The organism is Pseudomonas sp. Z4-20 (genome assembly GCF_051131955.1).
In the GTDB taxonomy this organism is placed as follows: domain Bacteria; phylum Pseudomonadota; class Gammaproteobacteria; order Pseudomonadales; family Pseudomonadaceae; genus Aquipseudomonas; species Aquipseudomonas marvdashtae.
This window is the reverse complement of sequence record NZ_CP071641.1, coordinates 3,341,935-3,357,695: the sequence shown is the minus strand read 5'-3', so window position 1 is coordinate 3,357,695 and position 15,761 is coordinate 3,341,935. Positions and strand designations below refer to the sequence as shown.

General features: G+C 62.0%; 13 protein-coding genes and 1 riboswitch. Of the genes, 8 read left to right on the top strand and 5 right to left on the bottom strand.

Annotated features, from left to right (window positions below; all coding sequences use genetic code 11):
* Positions 1 to 99: 99 nt before the first annotated feature.
* A complete protein-coding gene (gene ahpF, locus J3P82_RS15120) occupies positions 100 to 1,662 on the top strand; it encodes an alkyl hydroperoxide reductase subunit F (protein ID WP_434563847.1) in 1,563 nt (520 codons plus the stop codon).
* A 66-nt stretch (positions 1,663 to 1,728) separates the two neighbouring features.
* Here ahpF and gloA read toward each other — a convergent pair whose 3' ends face one another.
* The gene (gene gloA / locus J3P82_RS15115; protein WP_434557560.1) at positions 1,729 to 2,250 is read right to left on the bottom strand and encodes a lactoylglutathione lyase; all 522 of its coding nucleotides are present in this window, start codon (positions 2,248 to 2,250) and stop codon (positions 1,729 to 1,731) included.
* A 187-nt stretch (positions 2,251 to 2,437) separates the two neighbouring features.
* Between gloA and J3P82_RS15110 the strand changes: the two genes are divergently transcribed.
* A complete protein-coding gene (locus tag J3P82_RS15110) occupies positions 2,438 to 2,974 on the top strand; it encodes a DUF4946 domain-containing protein (protein WP_434557559.1) in 537 nt (178 codons plus the stop codon).
* Positions 2,975 to 3,066: 92 nt separating this feature from the next.
* Here the strand turns inward: J3P82_RS15110 and J3P82_RS15105 are convergent, their stop codons facing one another.
* Both J3P82_RS15105 and J3P82_RS15100 read right to left on the bottom strand, forming a co-directional pair.
* A complete protein-coding gene (locus J3P82_RS15105; RefSeq protein WP_186641221.1) occupies positions 3,067 to 3,432 on the bottom strand; it encodes a histone-like nucleoid-structuring protein, MvaT/MvaU family in 366 nt (121 codons plus the stop codon).
* 348 nt (positions 3,433 to 3,780) lie between these two features.
* The gene (locus J3P82_RS15100; protein WP_434557558.1) at positions 3,781 to 4,653 is read right to left on the bottom strand and encodes a LysR family transcriptional regulator; all 873 of its coding nucleotides are present in this window, start codon (positions 4,651 to 4,653) and stop codon (positions 3,781 to 3,783) included.
* Positions 4,654 to 4,748: 95 nt separating this feature from the next.
* On the opposite strand from J3P82_RS15100, the gene J3P82_RS15095 reads away from it, so the two are divergent.
* Both J3P82_RS15095 and hppD read left to right on the top strand, forming a co-directional pair.
* Positions 4,749 to 5,693, top strand: coding sequence for a DMT family transporter (locus J3P82_RS15095; protein WP_434557557.1), 945 nt, complete (start codon positions 4,749 to 4,751; stop codon positions 5,691 to 5,693).
* A 251-nt stretch (positions 5,694 to 5,944) separates the two neighbouring features.
* Positions 5,945 to 7,021, top strand: coding sequence for a 4-hydroxyphenylpyruvate dioxygenase (gene hppD / locus J3P82_RS15090; protein ID WP_434557556.1), 1,077 nt, complete (start codon positions 5,945 to 5,947; stop codon positions 7,019 to 7,021).
* Positions 7,022 to 7,095: 74 nt separating this feature from the next.
* Here the strand turns inward: hppD and rarD are convergent, their stop codons facing one another.
* Together rarD and J3P82_RS15080 are read right to left on the bottom strand one after the other, a co-directional pair.
* On the bottom strand, positions 7,096 to 7,980 hold the full coding sequence (gene rarD, locus J3P82_RS15085) for an EamA family transporter RarD (protein WP_434557555.1): 885 nt from the start codon (positions 7,978 to 7,980) through the stop codon (positions 7,096 to 7,098).
* Between the two features lie 152 nt (positions 7,981 to 8,132).
* Positions 8,133 to 9,146, bottom strand: coding sequence for an aldo/keto reductase (locus tag J3P82_RS15080; protein WP_434557554.1), 1,014 nt, complete (start codon positions 9,144 to 9,146; stop codon positions 8,133 to 8,135).
* 175 nt (positions 9,147 to 9,321) lie between these two features.
* Here J3P82_RS15080 and J3P82_RS15075 point away from each other — a divergent pair, with 175 nt between their 5' ends.
* The 4 genes from J3P82_RS15075 (at position 9,322) to J3P82_RS15060 (ending at position 15,696) form a co-directional block, all read left to right on the top strand.
* The gene (locus tag J3P82_RS15075) at positions 9,322 to 9,492 is read left to right on the top strand and encodes a hypothetical protein (protein ID WP_434557553.1); all 171 of its coding nucleotides are present in this window, start codon (positions 9,322 to 9,324) and stop codon (positions 9,490 to 9,492) included.
* A riboswitch (cobalamin riboswitch) is annotated at positions 9,449 to 9,683 on the top strand. It overlaps the preceding gene by 44 nt.
* A 97-nt stretch (positions 9,684 to 9,780) precedes the next feature.
* A complete protein-coding gene (gene cobW / locus J3P82_RS15070) occupies positions 9,781 to 10,845 on the top strand; it encodes a cobalamin biosynthesis protein CobW (protein ID WP_434557552.1) in 1,065 nt (354 codons plus the stop codon).
* Positions 10,846 to 10,848: 3 nt separating this feature from the next.
* Positions 10,849 to 14,622 (top strand): cobaltochelatase subunit CobN, encoded by a 3,774-nt coding sequence (gene cobN / locus J3P82_RS15065; RefSeq protein ID WP_434557551.1) that lies wholly within the window; start codon positions 10,849 to 10,851, stop codon positions 14,620 to 14,622.
* A 66-nt stretch (positions 14,623 to 14,688) separates the two neighbouring features.
* Complete coding sequence (locus J3P82_RS15060) at positions 14,689 to 15,696, top strand: ATP-binding protein (RefSeq protein WP_434557550.1); 1,008 nt, start codon at positions 14,689 to 14,691, stop codon at positions 15,694 to 15,696.
* Positions 15,697 to 15,761: the final 65 nt, after the last annotated feature.

The window sequence follows — 15,761 nt, the reverse complement described above, 5'->3', positions numbered from 1 at the left end:
CCGCTCTTAATCAAGTAAGCCGCTTCGCCCCAAAAAACGCCCGGGCGAGATTCGCTCGGGCGTTGTTTTTTCTGAAATTCAAACATGGAAATCGCCCGTATGTTGGACGCCAATCTTAAAGCTCAGTTGAAGTCATACCTGGAACGGGTCACCCAGCCGATCGAGATCGTCGCTTCCCTCGACGACGGTGCGAAATCCCAGGAAATGCTCGCATTACTCCAAGACGTTGCCAGTCTTTCCAACCAGATTACCTTGCTCGACAACGGCACCGATGCGCGCAAGCCATCGTTTTCGTTGAATCGCCCGGGCGCCGATATCAGCCTGCGTTTCGCCGGTATCCCCATGGGGCATGAATTCACTTCGCTGGTGCTGGCCTTGCTGCAAGTCGGCGGCCACCCTTCGAAGGCCAGTGTCGAAGTGATCGAACAGATCCGCTCGCTCAAGGGCGAGTTCAACTTCGAGACGTATTTCTCATTGTCGTGCCAGAACTGCCCGGACGTGGTCCAGGCGCTGAACCTGATGGCGGTGCTGAACCCGAACATCCGTCACGTCGCTATCGACGGCGCGCTGTTCCAGGCCGAGGTCGACGAGCGTCAGATCATGGCCGTGCCAAGCGTTTACTTGAACGGTATGAACTTCGGCCAGGGCCGCATGGGCCTGGAAGAGATTCTGGCCAAGATCGACACCAGCGGCATCGAGCGCCAGGCCGAGAAGATCAGCGCCAAGGATGCCTTTGATGTGCTGGTGGTCGGCGGTGGCCCGGCCGGTGCTTCGGCGGCGATCTACGCGGCCCGTAAAGGCATCCGCACCGGCGTTGCGGCCGAGCGTTTTGGCGGCCAGGTGCTCGACACCATGGCCATCGAGAACTTCATCTCGGTCCAGGAAACCGAAGGCCCGAAACTGGCCGTCGCGCTGGAAGAACACGTCAAGCAGTACGACGTCGACATCATGAACCTGCAGCGTGCCGACGGCTTGGTGCCAGGCAAGGATGGCGGGCTGCATGAAATCAAGTTCGCCAGCGGCGCGAGCCTCAAGGCCAAGACGGTGATTTTGGCGACCGGTGCCCGCTGGCGCGAAATGAACGTGCCGGGTGAGCAGCAATACCGCAACAAGGGCGTGGCTTACTGCCCGCACTGTGACGGCCCGCTGTTCAAGGGCAAGCGCGTGGCGGTGATCGGCGGCGGCAACTCCGGCGTCGAAGCGGCGATCGACCTGGCCGGTATCGTGGCTCATGTCACCTTACTAGAATTTGACACTCAACTGCGCGCCGACGCGGTGTTGCAGCGCAAGCTGCACAGCCTGCCAAACGTGACGGTGATCACCAACGCCCAGACCACCGAAGTGACCGGTGACGGGCAGAAGGTCAACGGCCTGCGCTACAAGGACCGTCCAAGCGGTGAAGTGCGCGACGTCGTGCTGGAAGGCATCTTCGTGCAAATCGGCCTGTTGCCTAACACCGATTGGCTCAAGGGTACCGTCGAGCTGTCACCGCGTGGCGAGATCATCGTCGATGCCCGGGGTGAGACCTCGATTGCGGGTGTGTTCGCCGCCGGTGACGTGACCACCGTGCCGTACAAGCAGATCGTCATCGCCGTGGGCGAGGGCGCGAAGGCTTCGCTGAGTGCTTTCGATCACCTGATCCGCACCTCCGCGCCGGCCTGACGCCAGCCGCTGGAAAAACCAAACCCCATGAGTTTCGGCCCATGGGGTTTTTTTTCGGCGAGGCGTCTACAGCGGTGCGGGCTGGATGATTTCGACCCAGTAGCCGTCCGGATCCTTGATGAACGCCAGGCTTTTCATGCGGCCATCGCTCAGGCGCTTCTGGAAGTCGCAGCCCAACGCTTCGAAGCGCTCGCAGGCGGCGACGACATCCGGCACCGAGATGCAGATGTGGCCGAAGCCGCGTGGGTCGGCGTTGCCGTTGTGGTAGGCAAATGCCGGGTCGTTTTCGGTGCCATGGTTGTGGGTCAGTTCGAGGATGCCGGGGATCGATTTCATCCACTCGGTACGCGCCGCAGCGTCCGCCGGGATCTGGTTCTTGTCGACCAGCGCAAGGAAATACAGGCTGAATTCGGCTTCTGGGAAATCGCGTTTCTCCACCAGGGAAAAACCCAGCACGCGGGTGTAGAAATCGAGGGACTTGGTGATGTCCTTGACCCGCAGCATGGTGTGGTTGAAGACGAACTTGGCCGTTGCGGCGTCGGGCTGGGCGGTGACGCCAGGGAAAGTGTTGAGTTCGTGCAGGCTCATGGGCCCTCCGGAAAATAAGTGGGGCAAACGGCGTCGCACGCTTGGCGCGACGGTCCTGGGCTTGCGTCAGACGGCTTCCTTGCAGGTGTGTCCATGATACGCAAGGGGCGCGACATCGCCAAACCTGGCTATTGCCTGGCGGTGCGGCGCGCTTCAAACTTGACGATTGGTCCGTGAGTGCAACGCAATGTTTCGACCGTTCCTTTCGCTGGTTGTCCCGCTGTTTGTCATCGCTGCGAGTCTTGGGGCCAGTGCGGCCGAACCGCAGGTTACCTGGCCCCAGGGCTGGCTCATCGAGTCGCTCCCTGCCGACGCGTCAGCTCCCGTGACACCACCGGGCACCACCCGGCAGCGTGCGACCAAGAACGACCCTTCAGGCAATGCGGTAATGGTCATGGAGCTGACCACCACACCCGTGGAGGCCAGTCACCAAGTCAACTTGCAAGGCGTGTTGCTGGAAATGCGCAAGTCCATTCAAAAGGATTTTTTCCAAGGCGGATATCAAAGTGTATGCACTAAGATTCACGCTTCCATGTTGGGCGGCGTCAACGCTTTGGAAACCACTTGCACAATCACGCAGAACGGCAGTCATGTATTGTCGCAGACGCTGGTCGCAGCATTAAGCGAGGGGAGCGCCTACGTGTTGTCCTACGCCGGACAGGCGCAGGTATTTGTTGAAAGCCAGGATGAAATACAGTCAGTACGAAATAGCCTGAAACTATAAGACCTTCGGCGTAATGCGCTCGAAGCAAGCCAGAAGTTCAGCCCATAAAAAAGCCCTGAGTCTACGTCAGGGCTTTTGCATTGTAGTGGCTCTCAGCTGCGCAACCAGGAATCAACGGTGCTCGCACCATACTCCTCTTTCCAGGATTTCAAGCCGCGATGGTTGCCGCCCTTGGTTTCGATCAATTCGCCAGTATGCGGGTTCTGGTACACCTTGACGACACGGGCACGCCGGGTCTTCGGCGTCTTGGCCGGCGACAGGCCTGACTTGGATGGATTCGGATCGAGAATCGCGATGATGTCGCGCAGGCCCTTGCCATAAGTCTTCATCAGCCCCTGGAGCTTCTCTTCGAATTCGATTTCTTTCTTGAGCCCGGCGTCATTCTTCAAGGCTTCCAGCTGCGCGAGCTGCTCTTGAAGGGCCTTTTCGGCTTTGCGAAATTCAGCGAGTCTGGACAATATCATTACTCCAATCAAAATATATGGCTGATACCAACCGCAAACAAAGCTATAAGCCCAGCGCCTTGTAGCGACTCGGTGATTAATGACTCTCCTGCTGTCTGGTACAGGCAGAAAAAATTGTAGTAGTTAAATCAAAAAGTGTAAATCGTAACTTTTTCGTTATGTAACAACAGTAGCGATTCACCTCAGGCACGCCGCCCACGTCAAGACGTTGGCGGCGGAATCTGGCTATTAGATACACGCCGATAAGGTGATCGAAAGTTATGATCTTTTCGCCATCGATTTATTTATAACTCAAGCATGTCCGCCAGTGAGCAAGCTTCGCCGCGGCGGGCAAGCGCCACGCTAGACCGGGTGTAGTGTCCTGGCCAGCTCGATAAACGCCAGCGTCGCTGGCGAGGACTGACGGCGGTCGAGCACGGCCAGGCCGATCTGCCTTGGAATCGGAGGCGATAGCGGCCGAAGAACGAACCCTGGATTCTCGATCGAAGGCAACGAGCCTTCAGACACCACACTCACCGCGTCCCCGCGGCTGACAATATCCAGCGTACTGAGCAGTTGCGAGCAGCGATAGCGTACGTTCGGAGTGAGTCGGGCGCTATTGAACAGCCGCCAGACCAGTTCCGACGAGCCCGCCTCGGTGAGTATGAAAGGGTCGTTGCACAGCTCCCTGAGCTCAAGGCTGGCTCGGGCGGCGAGGGGGTGGGTGGCGGGCAACAGGGCGACCATCTGGTCCTCCGTCAAGGCGAACGTATCGAGGCGTTCTTCGGGTAGCACCACGAAACCAACGTCGATACGCCGTTCATCCAGCCATTGCAGCACCTGGCGGTCCGGCCCTTCGTCGACATGCACCTCGATTCCCGGGTGCAAGGCGCGGTAGCGCCGCAGGATGGTCGGGAGCAATTTCATCGAGGAAGTCGGGCCGAACGAGCCTATGCGCAAGGTCCCGCGTCGCATGCCCCGGGCGTCGGCGGCTTCCTGACGCAAGGTATTGGCGAGTCCGAGCATCGCTCGGGCCCGCAACAACAGTTGCTGGCCGATATCGCTGGGCTCCACAAGGGATTGATGGCGTCGGAACAATTCGACGCCCAATTCCTGTTCCAGGGATTTGATGGCGTGCGACACCGCGGACTGACCGATCCCCAACCGTATGGCCGCCGGAGTGAAGCCGCGCAGTTCGGCGACCAGCGAAAAGATTTCCAGTTGGGTCAGGGTCATGAGTAAAAGCTCATTTTACGATGATGAAGCATGAGGCCGACCATACATCATCCCGGTGATACGGGACTCGAATAAATCTCAAATTGGGTGAAGCGATGATCTCTCGCGAACATGCCGTTCCAACACCTTCCGATCTGCCGGTCTACCTGAAACTCGCCATGGTCACCATGATCTGGGGCGGGACCTTCGTCGCCGGCAGGATCCTCTCCGATGCCCTGGCCCCAATGTTTGCCGCCAGCCTGCGCTTTCTGCTGGCGAGTATCGCGTTGCTGATGTTTCTCGGCCTGGCCCGTATCCCCTTGGCCAAGCCCAGCCTGAAGCAGGGCCTTTGGTTGGCGGTGCTGGGTTTCTTCGGCATCTTTGTCTACAACCTGTGCTTCTTTTACGGCTTGCAGCACATCAATGCGTCGCGTGCCTCGCTGATTGTGGCGTTGAACCCGGCGATGATCGGGGTGGCGTCCTGGTGCCTGTTCAAGGAGCGGCTGGGTCGCTTGAAAGTCGCTGGCATCCTGTTGTGCATCGGCGGGGCGGGGTTGGTGATCGTCAACCGTGATCCGTCCGTGCTGCAGACCACGGGACAGGGTTGGATGGGTGACGTGCTGATTTTCGGCTGCGTGCTGGGCTGGGGGATCTATTCGCTGTTTTCCAAGGGCCTGAGTGAAAGTCTGGGCCCTCTGCAGACTGTCACCTGGTCGATCCTGCTGGGCACCTTGATGTTGTGGGTGGCGTGTGCCGCCAGTGGCGATATCCATTTTGGTGCTTTGTTAGCCCTGGATATCAGGCAATGGCTGAGCCTGCTGTATCTCGGCGTGCTGGGCTCGGCGCTGGCCTATATCGCCTGGTATGACGGTATCCGCAAAATCGGCGCGACCCGTTCCGGGGTGTTCATCGCGCTTAATCCGTTGACGGCGGTATTGCTGGGTGCGTTGCTACTCGACGAACGGCTTACGGCGATGATGTGCGTAGGCGGGGGGCTGATCCTGACGGGAATTTTCCTGTGCAACAAACCGCTTGCGCGTTCGACCGCAAAGGCGATTTGATACCCAAGGCGGACAAACATGGTTACGCTGTGTAGAATCCGGTTACGCATATAAGAATAACGTCTTCTGGCAGCAGAAGCCTCGCCCGCAAGAGCCTTGGGTCGACAATGAAGATACTTGGGTTTCAACTGATCTACGGCGACTACCTCGCCCGCAGCGTTCGTGGTATTTCCTGCGCGCCACCGCGTGCCCTCAGCATCACTGGCAACTAACGTTTCTTGTTAATTGATTGAGCATGATGAGGCGCCGACATGGCAGATCTATACGAAAACCCGATGGGCCTGATGGGCTTTGAATTCATCGAATTCGCGTCCCCAACACCCAACACCCTGGAGCCGATCTTCGAGATCATGGGCTTCACCAAAGTCGCCACGCACCGTTCCAAGGACGTGCACCTGTATCGCCAGGGCGCGATCAACCTGATCCTCAACAACGAACCCAATAGCGTGGCGTCCTACTTCGCCGCCGAGCATGGCCCGTCGGTGTGCGGCATGGCGTTCCGTGTCAAGGACTCGCAAAAAGCCTACCAGCGCGCCCTGGAACTCGGTGCCCAGCCGATCCATATCGAAACCGGTCCGATGGAGCTGAATCTGCCGGCGATCAAAGGCATCGGCGGCGCGCCGTTGTACCTGATCGACCGTTTTGGCGAAGGCAGCTCCATCTATGACATCGACTTTGTGTTCCTCGAAGGTGTCGACCGCAATCCCGTCGGCGCGGGCCTGAAAATCATCGACCACCTGACGCACAACGTCTATCGCGGACGCATGGCCTATTGGGCGAACTTCTACGAGAAGCTGTTCAATTTCCGTGAGATCCGCTACTTCGACATCAAGGGTGAATACACCGGCCTGACGTCCAAGGCCATGACCGCCCCGGATGGCATGATCCGCATCCCGTTGAACGAAGAGTCGTCCAAGGGCGCCGGGCAGATCGAGGAGTTCCTGATGCAGTTCAACGGCGAAGGCATCCAGCACGTGGCCTTCCTGACCGACGATCTGATCAAAACCTGGGATGCGCTGAAGAAGATCGGCATGCGCTTCATGACCGCGCCGCCGGACACCTACTACGAAATGCTCGAAGGCCGCCTGCCGAACCACGGCGAACCGGTAGATGAACTGCAATCGCGCGGCATTCTGCTGGACGGCGCTTCCGAGCAGGGTGACAGGCGCTTGTTGCTGCAGATCTTCTCGGAAACCCTGATGGGCCCGGTGTTCTTCGAATTCATCCAGCGCAAGGGTGACGATGGCTTCGGCGAAGGCAACTTCAAGGCGCTGTTCGAGTCGATTGAGCGTGACCAGGTGCGTCGTGGCGTGCTTGCCACCGAGTGATGCCTGACTCATGAAAAAACCCGCCTGGCTGTGATGCCTGGCGGGTTTTTTATTTTCCGGTGGGTGCTTGGCCTTCAGGCTCTGCGCCGCTGTCGCACCAGATGCTTGAACCCTTCGAACACCAGCACCGCCACCGCCATCCAGATGGGAATGTAGGTCAGCCATTCTTGCGCCTCAATGCTTTCCCCCAACAGCAGCGCGACGCCCAGCAACAGCACCGGCTCGACATAGCTCAACAGTCCGAACAGGCTGAACGGCAGCAGCCGGCTGGCAACGATGTAGGCCACCAGCGCCGAGGCACTGATGACGCCCAGTACCGGGATGAGCAGCGACAGCCACGGGTATTGATCGAAGACGCCGAAACCCTGTTCACCGCTCTGCACGAACCACAATGCCAACGGCAGCATCAGCGTCATGTCCAACCAGAGCCCGCCCAGGTTGTCGGTGCGCAGGCGTTTGCGCAAGATGAAGTAGATCGGGTAACCCACCACCACCAGCAACGTCGCCCAGGAAAGCCCGCCGACCTGGTAGAGCTCGTTGAGCACTCCGAGGGTGGCGAAGAACACGGCGATTTTCTGAAAGCGCGAGAGGCGTTCGCCATAGGCAATACGGCCGGTCAGCACCATCGACAGCGGCAACAGGAAGTACCCCAGCGACACGTCCAGGCTGTAGCCGTTGAGCGGTGCCCACATGAACAGCCACAGCTGCGCACCCATCAATGCCGAAGAGGCCATCGCCCCGAGCAGCAGTTGCGGTGTCGCGACCAGGCGCTGGACAAGATCCGAGACCAATTTCCACTCCCGCGAGACCAGCATGAAGGCCGTCATGCACGGCATCGTCAGCAGCATGCGCCAGCCGAAGATCTCCAGGCCGGTCAGGGGTGTGAGCAGCGAGGTGTAGTAGTACATGACGGCGAACAGGGCGGAGGCCGAGACCGATAGAGCGATGCCTTTGGACACGGGTGCCTCTTGTTATTGGGACTGCAAAAAGAGAGCCGTTTACCCGTGGCGAGGGAGCTTGCTCCCGCTGGGCCGCGTAGCGGCCCCAAAAGAGCGACTGCTGCGCAGCCGAGCGGGAGCAAGCTCCCTCGCCACGGTGATCTCTGTGTAAGTTACGACGTACGCGGCACGCGCCCCGGCACGAAATGGCTCATGTCATTGAAGCCCGGTGTCGAAGCATGCCCCGGCGTCACCAGCGAATCGATGAAGGCTTCGTCGTCCGCCGTGATCTGCACCGCCTGTGCCTTGGTATACGCGTCCCACTGCTCCTCGGTGCGCGGCCCGACGATGGCCGACGTGACGGCGCGGTTGTTCAGCACCCAGGCGATGGCGAACTCGACGATACCCACGCCGCGCTCCTGGGTGTATTGCTGGATCTGCTGGGCAATGCGCAAGGACTCGACCCGCCATTCGGTCTCCAGGATGCGCTTGTCCTGGCGGCCGGCGCGGCTGTTGGCGTCCGGCGCCACGTCCGGCGCATATTTGCCGCTGAGCACGCCACGGGCGAGGGGGCTGTAGGGCACCACGCCGAGGCCGTAGTTCTGCGCAGCGGCGATTTGTTCGGTTTCCGCCTGGCGATTGACGATGTTGTACAACGGCTGGCTGATCACCGGCCGGTCGACGCCTAGGTCGTCGGCGATGCGAATCACCTCGGCAATGCGCCAGGCGCGGTAGTTCGACAGGCCCCAGTAACGGATCTTGCCCTGGCGAATCAGATCGCCAATGGCCGACACCGTGACCTGCAACGGCGTGTTGTGGTCTTCGCGGTGCAGGTAATAAATGTCCAGGTAATCGGTGCCCAGGCGCGTCAGGCTGGCCTCGATGCCATTGAACAGATGCTTGCGGCTCAGGCCGCTGCGGTTGGGCATGCCGTCCGGCGGGCCGAAACCGACCTTGGTGGCGAGCACCCATTCATGGCGATGATTGGCGATCGCCTCGCCGACGATTTCCTCGGACCGGCCGTTGGTGTAGACGTCGGCCGTGTCGATGAAGTTGATGCCCTGGTCCCAGGCCTTGCCGATGATCCGCAGTGAATCCTCGGTGCTGGTCTGTTCGCCGAACATCATGGTGCCCAGGGTCAGCGTTGAGACTTGCAACCCGGAATGACCCAGCGTGCGGTAGCTCATGGACAAGATCCTTTTTATCGATGGGAAAGGTCCAATCAAATACCAGAACCGCCGCGTGGATCCAACCGCTTTGTGAAATTGGCTGATAATGCTTCAGGAATATTGTGCGCTGGACCAGCGTCAGCCCCTGGGTCATCGGGCAGCATGCCGTGCATCGGAACCGGAGAACAAAAAAATGAAAGACGCCTTTTGGCGTGGCCCGCATCGCCCGGCTCTGGCGCGTGGCGGCCCGTTGATCTCGCCGCGGCGCCTCGGCCGCCGGGAGATTGCCTTCCAGAGATTGACCCGCCTGCACACCCTGCGTAGCCTTGCGCCTTCGAGGTTCTTTGGCGTGCGCCGAAGCTAAGAAGGGAACGCGGTCCAAGCCGCGGCTGCCCCCGCAACTGTGAACGGTGACGTTCCTGCCAGGCCACTGTGCAAGTCCTTTGTAAAAAAGGCGCACGGGAAGGCGCAGGAAACGCCAGTGCAAGGCTTTGCAAGACAAGCCCGGACTGGCCCGCCGAAAGCCAGGAGACCTGCCTCGACAACAGATTCTCACTACAACCGGGCGGGGTGATCCGGTGGCGAAATCTTCCGCGCGTGCCTGCCTGCGGTTGTCGTCCCGTTTGCCCGCCACCTTGCCAAAGGGCATCCGATGAAAACACTGGCCAAACTCCCCGTCACCATCGTCACCGGTTTCCTCGGCTCGGGTAAGACCACTTTGCTCCGGCACATGCTCGACAATGCCCAGGGCCGGCGCATTGCGGTCATCGTCAACGAATTCGGCGAGCTGGGCATCGACGGCGAAATCCTCAAGCAGTGCTCCATCGGTTGCACCGAAGAAGAAGCCAACGGCCGCGTCTATGAACTGGCCAACGGTTGCCTGTGCTGCACGGTGCAGGAAGAATTCTTCCCGGTGATGCGCGAGCTGGTCGCCCGGCGCGGCGACCTTGATCACATCCTCATCGAAACCTCCGGCCTGGCATTGCCCAAGCCCTTGGTCCAGGCGTTCCAGTGGCCGGAAATCCGCAGCGCCTGCACCGTCGATGCGGTGATCACCGTGGTCGACAGCCCAGCCGTGGCCGCCGGCACGTTTGCCGCGTTCCCCGACCAGGTCGATGCCCAGCGCAAGCTGGACCCGAACCTGGACCACGAATCACCGCTGCACGAGCTGTTCGCCGATCAGCTGGCGAGCGCCGACTTGGTGATCCTCAATAAAGCCGACCTGATCAGCCCCGAAGACCTGGCCCGAGTCCGTCTGGAAGTCGCCGAAGAACTGCCGCCAGCGGTCAAGGTCATCGAAGCCAGCAGCGGTCGCCTGCCGCTGGACGTGCTGATCGGCCTGGGCGCCGGCTCCGAAGAACACATCGACGGGCGTCACAGTCATCACGATCACCACCATGACGGCGATGAAGACGACCACGATCACGATGCCTTCGATTCGATTTCCATCGAGTTGCCCCAGGCCGATGAAAGCCTGCTGCTGGACGCGCTGACGCAACTGGTGGTCCAGCATGGCGTACTGCGGGTCAAGGGTTTTGCGGCAATCCCGAACAAGCCGATGCGCCTGTTGATCCAGGGCGTCGGCACCCGTTTCGACAAACACTTCGACCGCCAGTGGGGCGCCGATGAAGCGCGGGTTACGCGCCTGGTACTGATCGGTCAGGCGCTGGATGCCGGCCTGCTCGAAGCGCAGTTGCGCGCTGCCCTCAGCGCCTAAGCCATGCACCTGCTCAGGACCCAGCCCGGCGGATTTGTGTCGGATGACAACATCGCCGACCTCGGGCAAACCCCCGCCGAGCTGGTGATCCTGTGCAGCGGCGACTCCAGCCTGGCGCTGCTGGCCGAAGCGGCGCGGCAGTTGCCGGATGACTACCCGCAGTTTCGCCTCGCCAACCCGATGCAGGTGCAGAACCACGCCTCCGTGGATCTGTACATCGACGACGTGCTGCGTCATGCCAAGGTCATCCTGTTGTCGCTGCATGGCGGCATCGGCTATTGGCGCTACGGCATCGAGCGGCTGATGGAACTCGCCGGGCGCGGCGTGAAGCTGATCCTGGTGCCGGGGGATGATCGCCCCGATCCGGAGCTCAGCGAACTGAGCAATGTGCCCTTCGAGGATCGCGACCGACTCTGGCAGTTTTTGCGCCAGGGTGGATTGGGGAACGCCCTGAACTTGTTTCATCACCTCGGCAGCCAATGGTTTGGTCGCGATTACCCGTGGGCCGAACCGCAGCCGCTGCCGCGCACGGCGATCTACCATCCTGGAAAAACCAACGCGACCCTGAACGATTGGCAAACCGACTGGCAGGCCGAACAACCGGTCGCGGCGGTGCTGTTCTACCGTTCTCACCTGCAAGCGGCGAACACGGCCTTCATCGACGTGTTCTGCCAGCGCCTGCAAGCGGTAGGGCTGAATCCGCTACCGATTGCCGTGGCCAGCCTCAAGGAACCCGGCTGCCTGGCACGGGTGGAAGATTGGCTGGAAGAGATAGAGGCGGACGTGATTCTCAACACCACCGGCTTCGCTCAATCGAGCCCTGAAGCACCGCACCTGCGACCGTTTCGCCGCAACATCCCGGTGATCCAGGCGATCTGCGCCCAGGACAATGAACCCGGCTGGCGCGCCAGCGAGCAGGGCCTGGGGCCGCGCGACCTGGCGATGCACATTGCCTTGCCCGAGCTGGATGGCCGGATCATCAGCCGTCCCATCAGCTTCAAGGACCTGGCCTGGCGCAGCGAGCGCAGCCAGAGCGACGTGGTCTGCTACCGGGCGGTGCCCGAGCGCATGGACTTCGTCGCCGAACTGGCCCGGCGCTGGACCCGCCTGGCGCGCCTGCCCAACGTAGAAAAGCGCGTGGCGCTGATTCTCGCCAACTACCCGACCCGGGACGGGCGCATCGGCAACGGTGTCGGCCTGGACACCCCAGCGGCGGCGCTGAATATCCTGCGCGCCATGCAGGCCGAAGGTTATCCGCTGGCGGCCGAATTGCCGGACAGCGGCACTGCGTTGATCCAGCGGTTGCTCGGCGGCGTCAGTAACGATCTGGACAGCCTCGACCTGCGGCCCTGCCATCAAAGCCTGGCGCTGGTGGCTTATCACAGCCTGTTCGACGCACTGCCCGAGGCCAATCGCCTGGCGGTGCTGGAGCGCTGGGGCGTGCCCGAACAGGACCCGATGTTCCGCGACGGCCGACTGATGATCGCCGGCGTGCGCCTTGGCCTGACGTTTGTCGGTATCCAGCCGGCGCGCGGTTATCAGGTCGATCCGAGCGCGGTGTACCACGACCCGGACCTGGTGCCGCCCCACGGCTACCTGGCGTTTTATTTCTGGCTGCGCCACACCTACGGCGCCCACGCGGTGATTCATGTCGGCAAGCACGGAAACCTCGAATGGCTACCGGGCAAGGGCGTCGGGCTGTCGGAGAACTGCTGGCCGGATGCGTTGCTCGGGCCGCTGCCGAACATCTACCCGTTCATCGTCAACGACCCGGGCGAGGGTGCCCAAGCCAAGCGTCGGACCCAGGCAGTGATTATCGACCACCTGATGCCGCCGCTGACCCGGGCCGAAACCTATGGGCCGCTGCGTAACCTGGAGCTGCTGGCCGACGAATATTACGAGGCGCAACTGCTCGACCCGCGCCGCGCCCGAGAGCTGCAACGGGACATCTTAAACCTGGTGCGCGAGACCCACATCGACCGCGAACTGCAACTTGATGCCGCGCTCGACAGCGACGTCGACGCCGCGGTCTGGCTGCCGCGCCTGGACACTTACCTCTGCGATTTGAAGGAGTCGCAGATCCGCGATGGGCTGCACATCTTCGGCGAGTCGCCCGCCGGGCGGCTGCGCATCGACACTTTGCTGGCGTTGCTGCGCATCCCCCGAGGCGATGGCAAGGGCGCTCAATCGAGCTTGCTGCGGGCGTTGGCGAAGGCGTTCGGGTTGGGTTTCGACCCACTCGATTGTGCCCTGGCCGAACCCTGGGAAGCGGACCGCCCCGAGGTGTTGCGCGAGGTCAGCGACGAGCCATGGCGCACCGTCGGCGACACTCGGGAGCGCCTGGAGCTGTTCGCCGCCGGGTTGATCGAACAAGCCCTGGCAGGCGAACTCGCGTGGCTCGACGCGCCGGGCTGGGAAGCTGTCGCGGACATCATCGAGCACCTGCGCTCGGTCGTCGCGCCGCGCCTGGACGCTTGCGGCCCAGCGGAAATGCGCGGCTTGCTCGACGCCTTGGCCGGCCGCTTTGTCCCGGCCGGCCCCAGTGGCGCGCCGAGTCGCGGGCGCCTGGACGTGCTGCCCACCGGCCGCAACTTCTTTTCCGTCGATGTGCGCAACCTGCCCACCACCACCGCGTGGCGCATCGGCTTCCAGTCGGCGAACCTGATCCTCGAACGGCATTTGCAAGACCACGGCGACCACTTGCGCCAACTCGGCCTGTCGGTGTGGGGCACCGCCACCATGCGCACCGGCGGCGACGACATCGCCCAAGCCATGGCGTTGATGGGCGTGCGCCCGGTGTGGGCCACGGGCAGCCAGCGGGTCGACGATTTCGAGATCTTGCCGTTGAGCCTGCTGGACCGGCCGCGGGTCGATGTCACGCTGCGGGTGTCCGGGTTCTTCCGGGATGCCTTCGCCAACCTGATCCGCTTGTTCGATGCGGCGGTGCAAGCCGTTGCGGCCCTTGATGAACCTGACGACATGAACCCGTTGGCGGCGAAAGTCCGTGGCGAGCGCGAAACCTTGCTGCATTCGGGCGTGTCGTTGGAGGACGCCGCGCGCCAGGCTGGCTGGCGGATCTTCGGCGCCAAGCCCGGTGCCTATGGCGCGGGTGTGCAGGGCGCCATTGACGGTCGTCTCTGGCAGAGCCGAGAAGACTTGGCGCAGGTGTACCTCAATTGGGGCGGCTACGCTTATGGCTCAGGCGATGAAGGCACGGCGGCGCGGGATCAATTCTCCCGGCGCCTGAGCCAGGTGCAAGCGGTGTTGCAGAACCAGGACAACCGCGAGCACGACCTGCTCGATTCCAACGATTACTACCAGTTCCAAGGTGGCATGCTCGCGGCGGTCGAAACCCTGAGCGGTCAGCCGACAGCCAGTTACCACGGCGATCACAGCCAGCCTGACCTGCCCAGGATGCGCACCCTGAAGGAAGAACTGAACCGGGTCATCCGCTCCCGTGCGGTCAATCCGAAATGGATCGCCGGGGTCAAGCGCCACGGCTACAAAGGCGCGTTTGAACTGGCTGCGACCGTGGATAATCTGTTCGCCTTCGACGCCACCACGCAGCTGATCGACGACCACCAATACGCCTTGCTGGCCGACGCTTACCTGCTCGACCCGGACACCCGCGACTTCGTCCGCCAGCACAACCCCGACGCGTTGCGAGACATGACCGAACGCATGCTCGAGGCGCAGCAGCGGGGGATGTGGCAGGATCCCGGCGAATACCGCCAGGCGCTGGAGCACCTGTTGTTGGACATTGAAGAAGATGGCTGACTTATTGATGATCGACGCGGGCCTTTGTGGCCACAGGGTTTATCGAATATCCATGAGACACTCAACATGACCGACACCCCCCATTTCCCGCTCTCCGCCGTGGTCGGCGCCGATGACTTGAAGCTGGCGCTGTGCCTGGCCGCCATCGACCCGAAAATCGGCGGTGTGCTGATCGAAGGCCCGCGAGGGATGGCCAAGTCCACCCTGGCCCGGGGTCTGGCAGACCTGCTGGCCAGCGGTCAGTTCGTCACCTTGCCCCTGGGTGCCACTGAAGAGCGGCTCGTGGGCACCCTCGATTTGGACGCGGCATTGGCGCAGGGGCGCGCGCAGTTTTCCCCCGGCGTGTTGGCCAAGGCCGACGGGGGTGTGCTGTATGTCGATGAAGTGAACCTGCTGCCCGATCACTTGGTGGACTTGCTGCTCGATGTCGCGGCCAGCGGTACCAACCTGATCGAGCGCGACGGCATTTCCCATCGGCATTCGGCGCGCTTTGTATTGATCGGCACCATGAATCCTGAAGAGGGTGAATTGCGTCCGCAACTACTCGACCGCTTCGGCTTGAACGTGGTACTGGACGGCCAAACCGCACCTTCCGAGCGCGGGCAGATCATTCGCCGGCGGCTGGATTTCGACAGCGACCCCGCGTCGTTTTGCACCGAGTGGGAGCCGGCCCAGCAGCAACTGCGCAAACGTTGCCAGCAGGCGCGGGCGCGGTTGGCGCAAATCCCGCTGGACGACGCGGCGCTGGCGCAGATTACCGAGCGTTGCTTTGCGGCTGGAGTCGATGGTTTGCGCGCCGATCTCGTCTGGTTGCGCGCCGCCCGCGCGCATGCGGCCTGGCGTGGCGCGGATGCCATTGCCGACGAGGACATCGATGCCGTCGCCGAATTTGCCCTGCGCCATCGCCGCCGCGGCCACACCGCGCCCGCACCGGAGCCGTCCCAGGCCCCGCAGTCGAGTCCGAACGAGGCGAGCAGGCCCAGCGAAGGCCAGGGCCAATGGGGCGACTTACCGGCCCGGGCGTTACCCACCGGCGCCCGGCGTGATGTGCCGAGCTGGCCAAAAAAGCCCTAGGCATTCGCCCCCATTCGCCGGCGGGGGCGAATGCCAGACCCCGTCCGGGACGGTTGGATCAGGGC

Bases quoted from the DNA above. Each gene is read 5' to 3' on its own strand.
- ahpF (WP_434563847.1), top strand. From the start codon at position 100: ATGTTGGACGCCAATCTTAAAGCTCAGTTGAAGTCATACCTGGAACGG.
- gloA (WP_434557560.1), bottom strand. From the start codon at position 2,250: ATGAGCCTGCACGAACTCAACACTTTCCCTGGCGTCACCGCCCAGCCC.
- J3P82_RS15110 (WP_434557559.1), top strand. From the start codon at position 2,438: ATGTTTCGACCGTTCCTTTCGCTGGTTGTCCCGCTGTTTGTCATCGCT.
- J3P82_RS15100 (WP_434557558.1), bottom strand. From the start codon at position 4,653: ATGACCCTGACCCAACTGGAAATCTTTTCGCTGGTCGCCGAACTGCGC.
- J3P82_RS15095 (WP_434557557.1), top strand. From the start codon at position 4,749: ATGATCTCTCGCGAACATGCCGTTCCAACACCTTCCGATCTGCCGGTC.
- hppD (WP_434557556.1), top strand. From the start codon at position 5,945: ATGGCAGATCTATACGAAAACCCGATGGGCCTGATGGGCTTTGAATTC.
- J3P82_RS15080 (WP_434557554.1), bottom strand. From the start codon at position 9,146: ATGAGCTACCGCACGCTGGGTCATTCCGGGTTGCAAGTCTCAACGCTG.
- J3P82_RS15075 (WP_434557553.1), top strand. From the start codon at position 9,322: ATGAAAGACGCCTTTTGGCGTGGCCCGCATCGCCCGGCTCTGGCGCGT.
- cobW (WP_434557552.1), top strand. From the start codon at position 9,781: ATGAAAACACTGGCCAAACTCCCCGTCACCATCGTCACCGGTTTCCTC.
- cobN (WP_434557551.1), top strand. From the start codon at position 10,849: ATGCACCTGCTCAGGACCCAGCCCGGCGGATTTGTGTCGGATGACAAC.
- J3P82_RS15060 (WP_434557550.1), top strand. From the start codon at position 14,689: ATGACCGACACCCCCCATTTCCCGCTCTCCGCCGTGGTCGGCGCCGAT.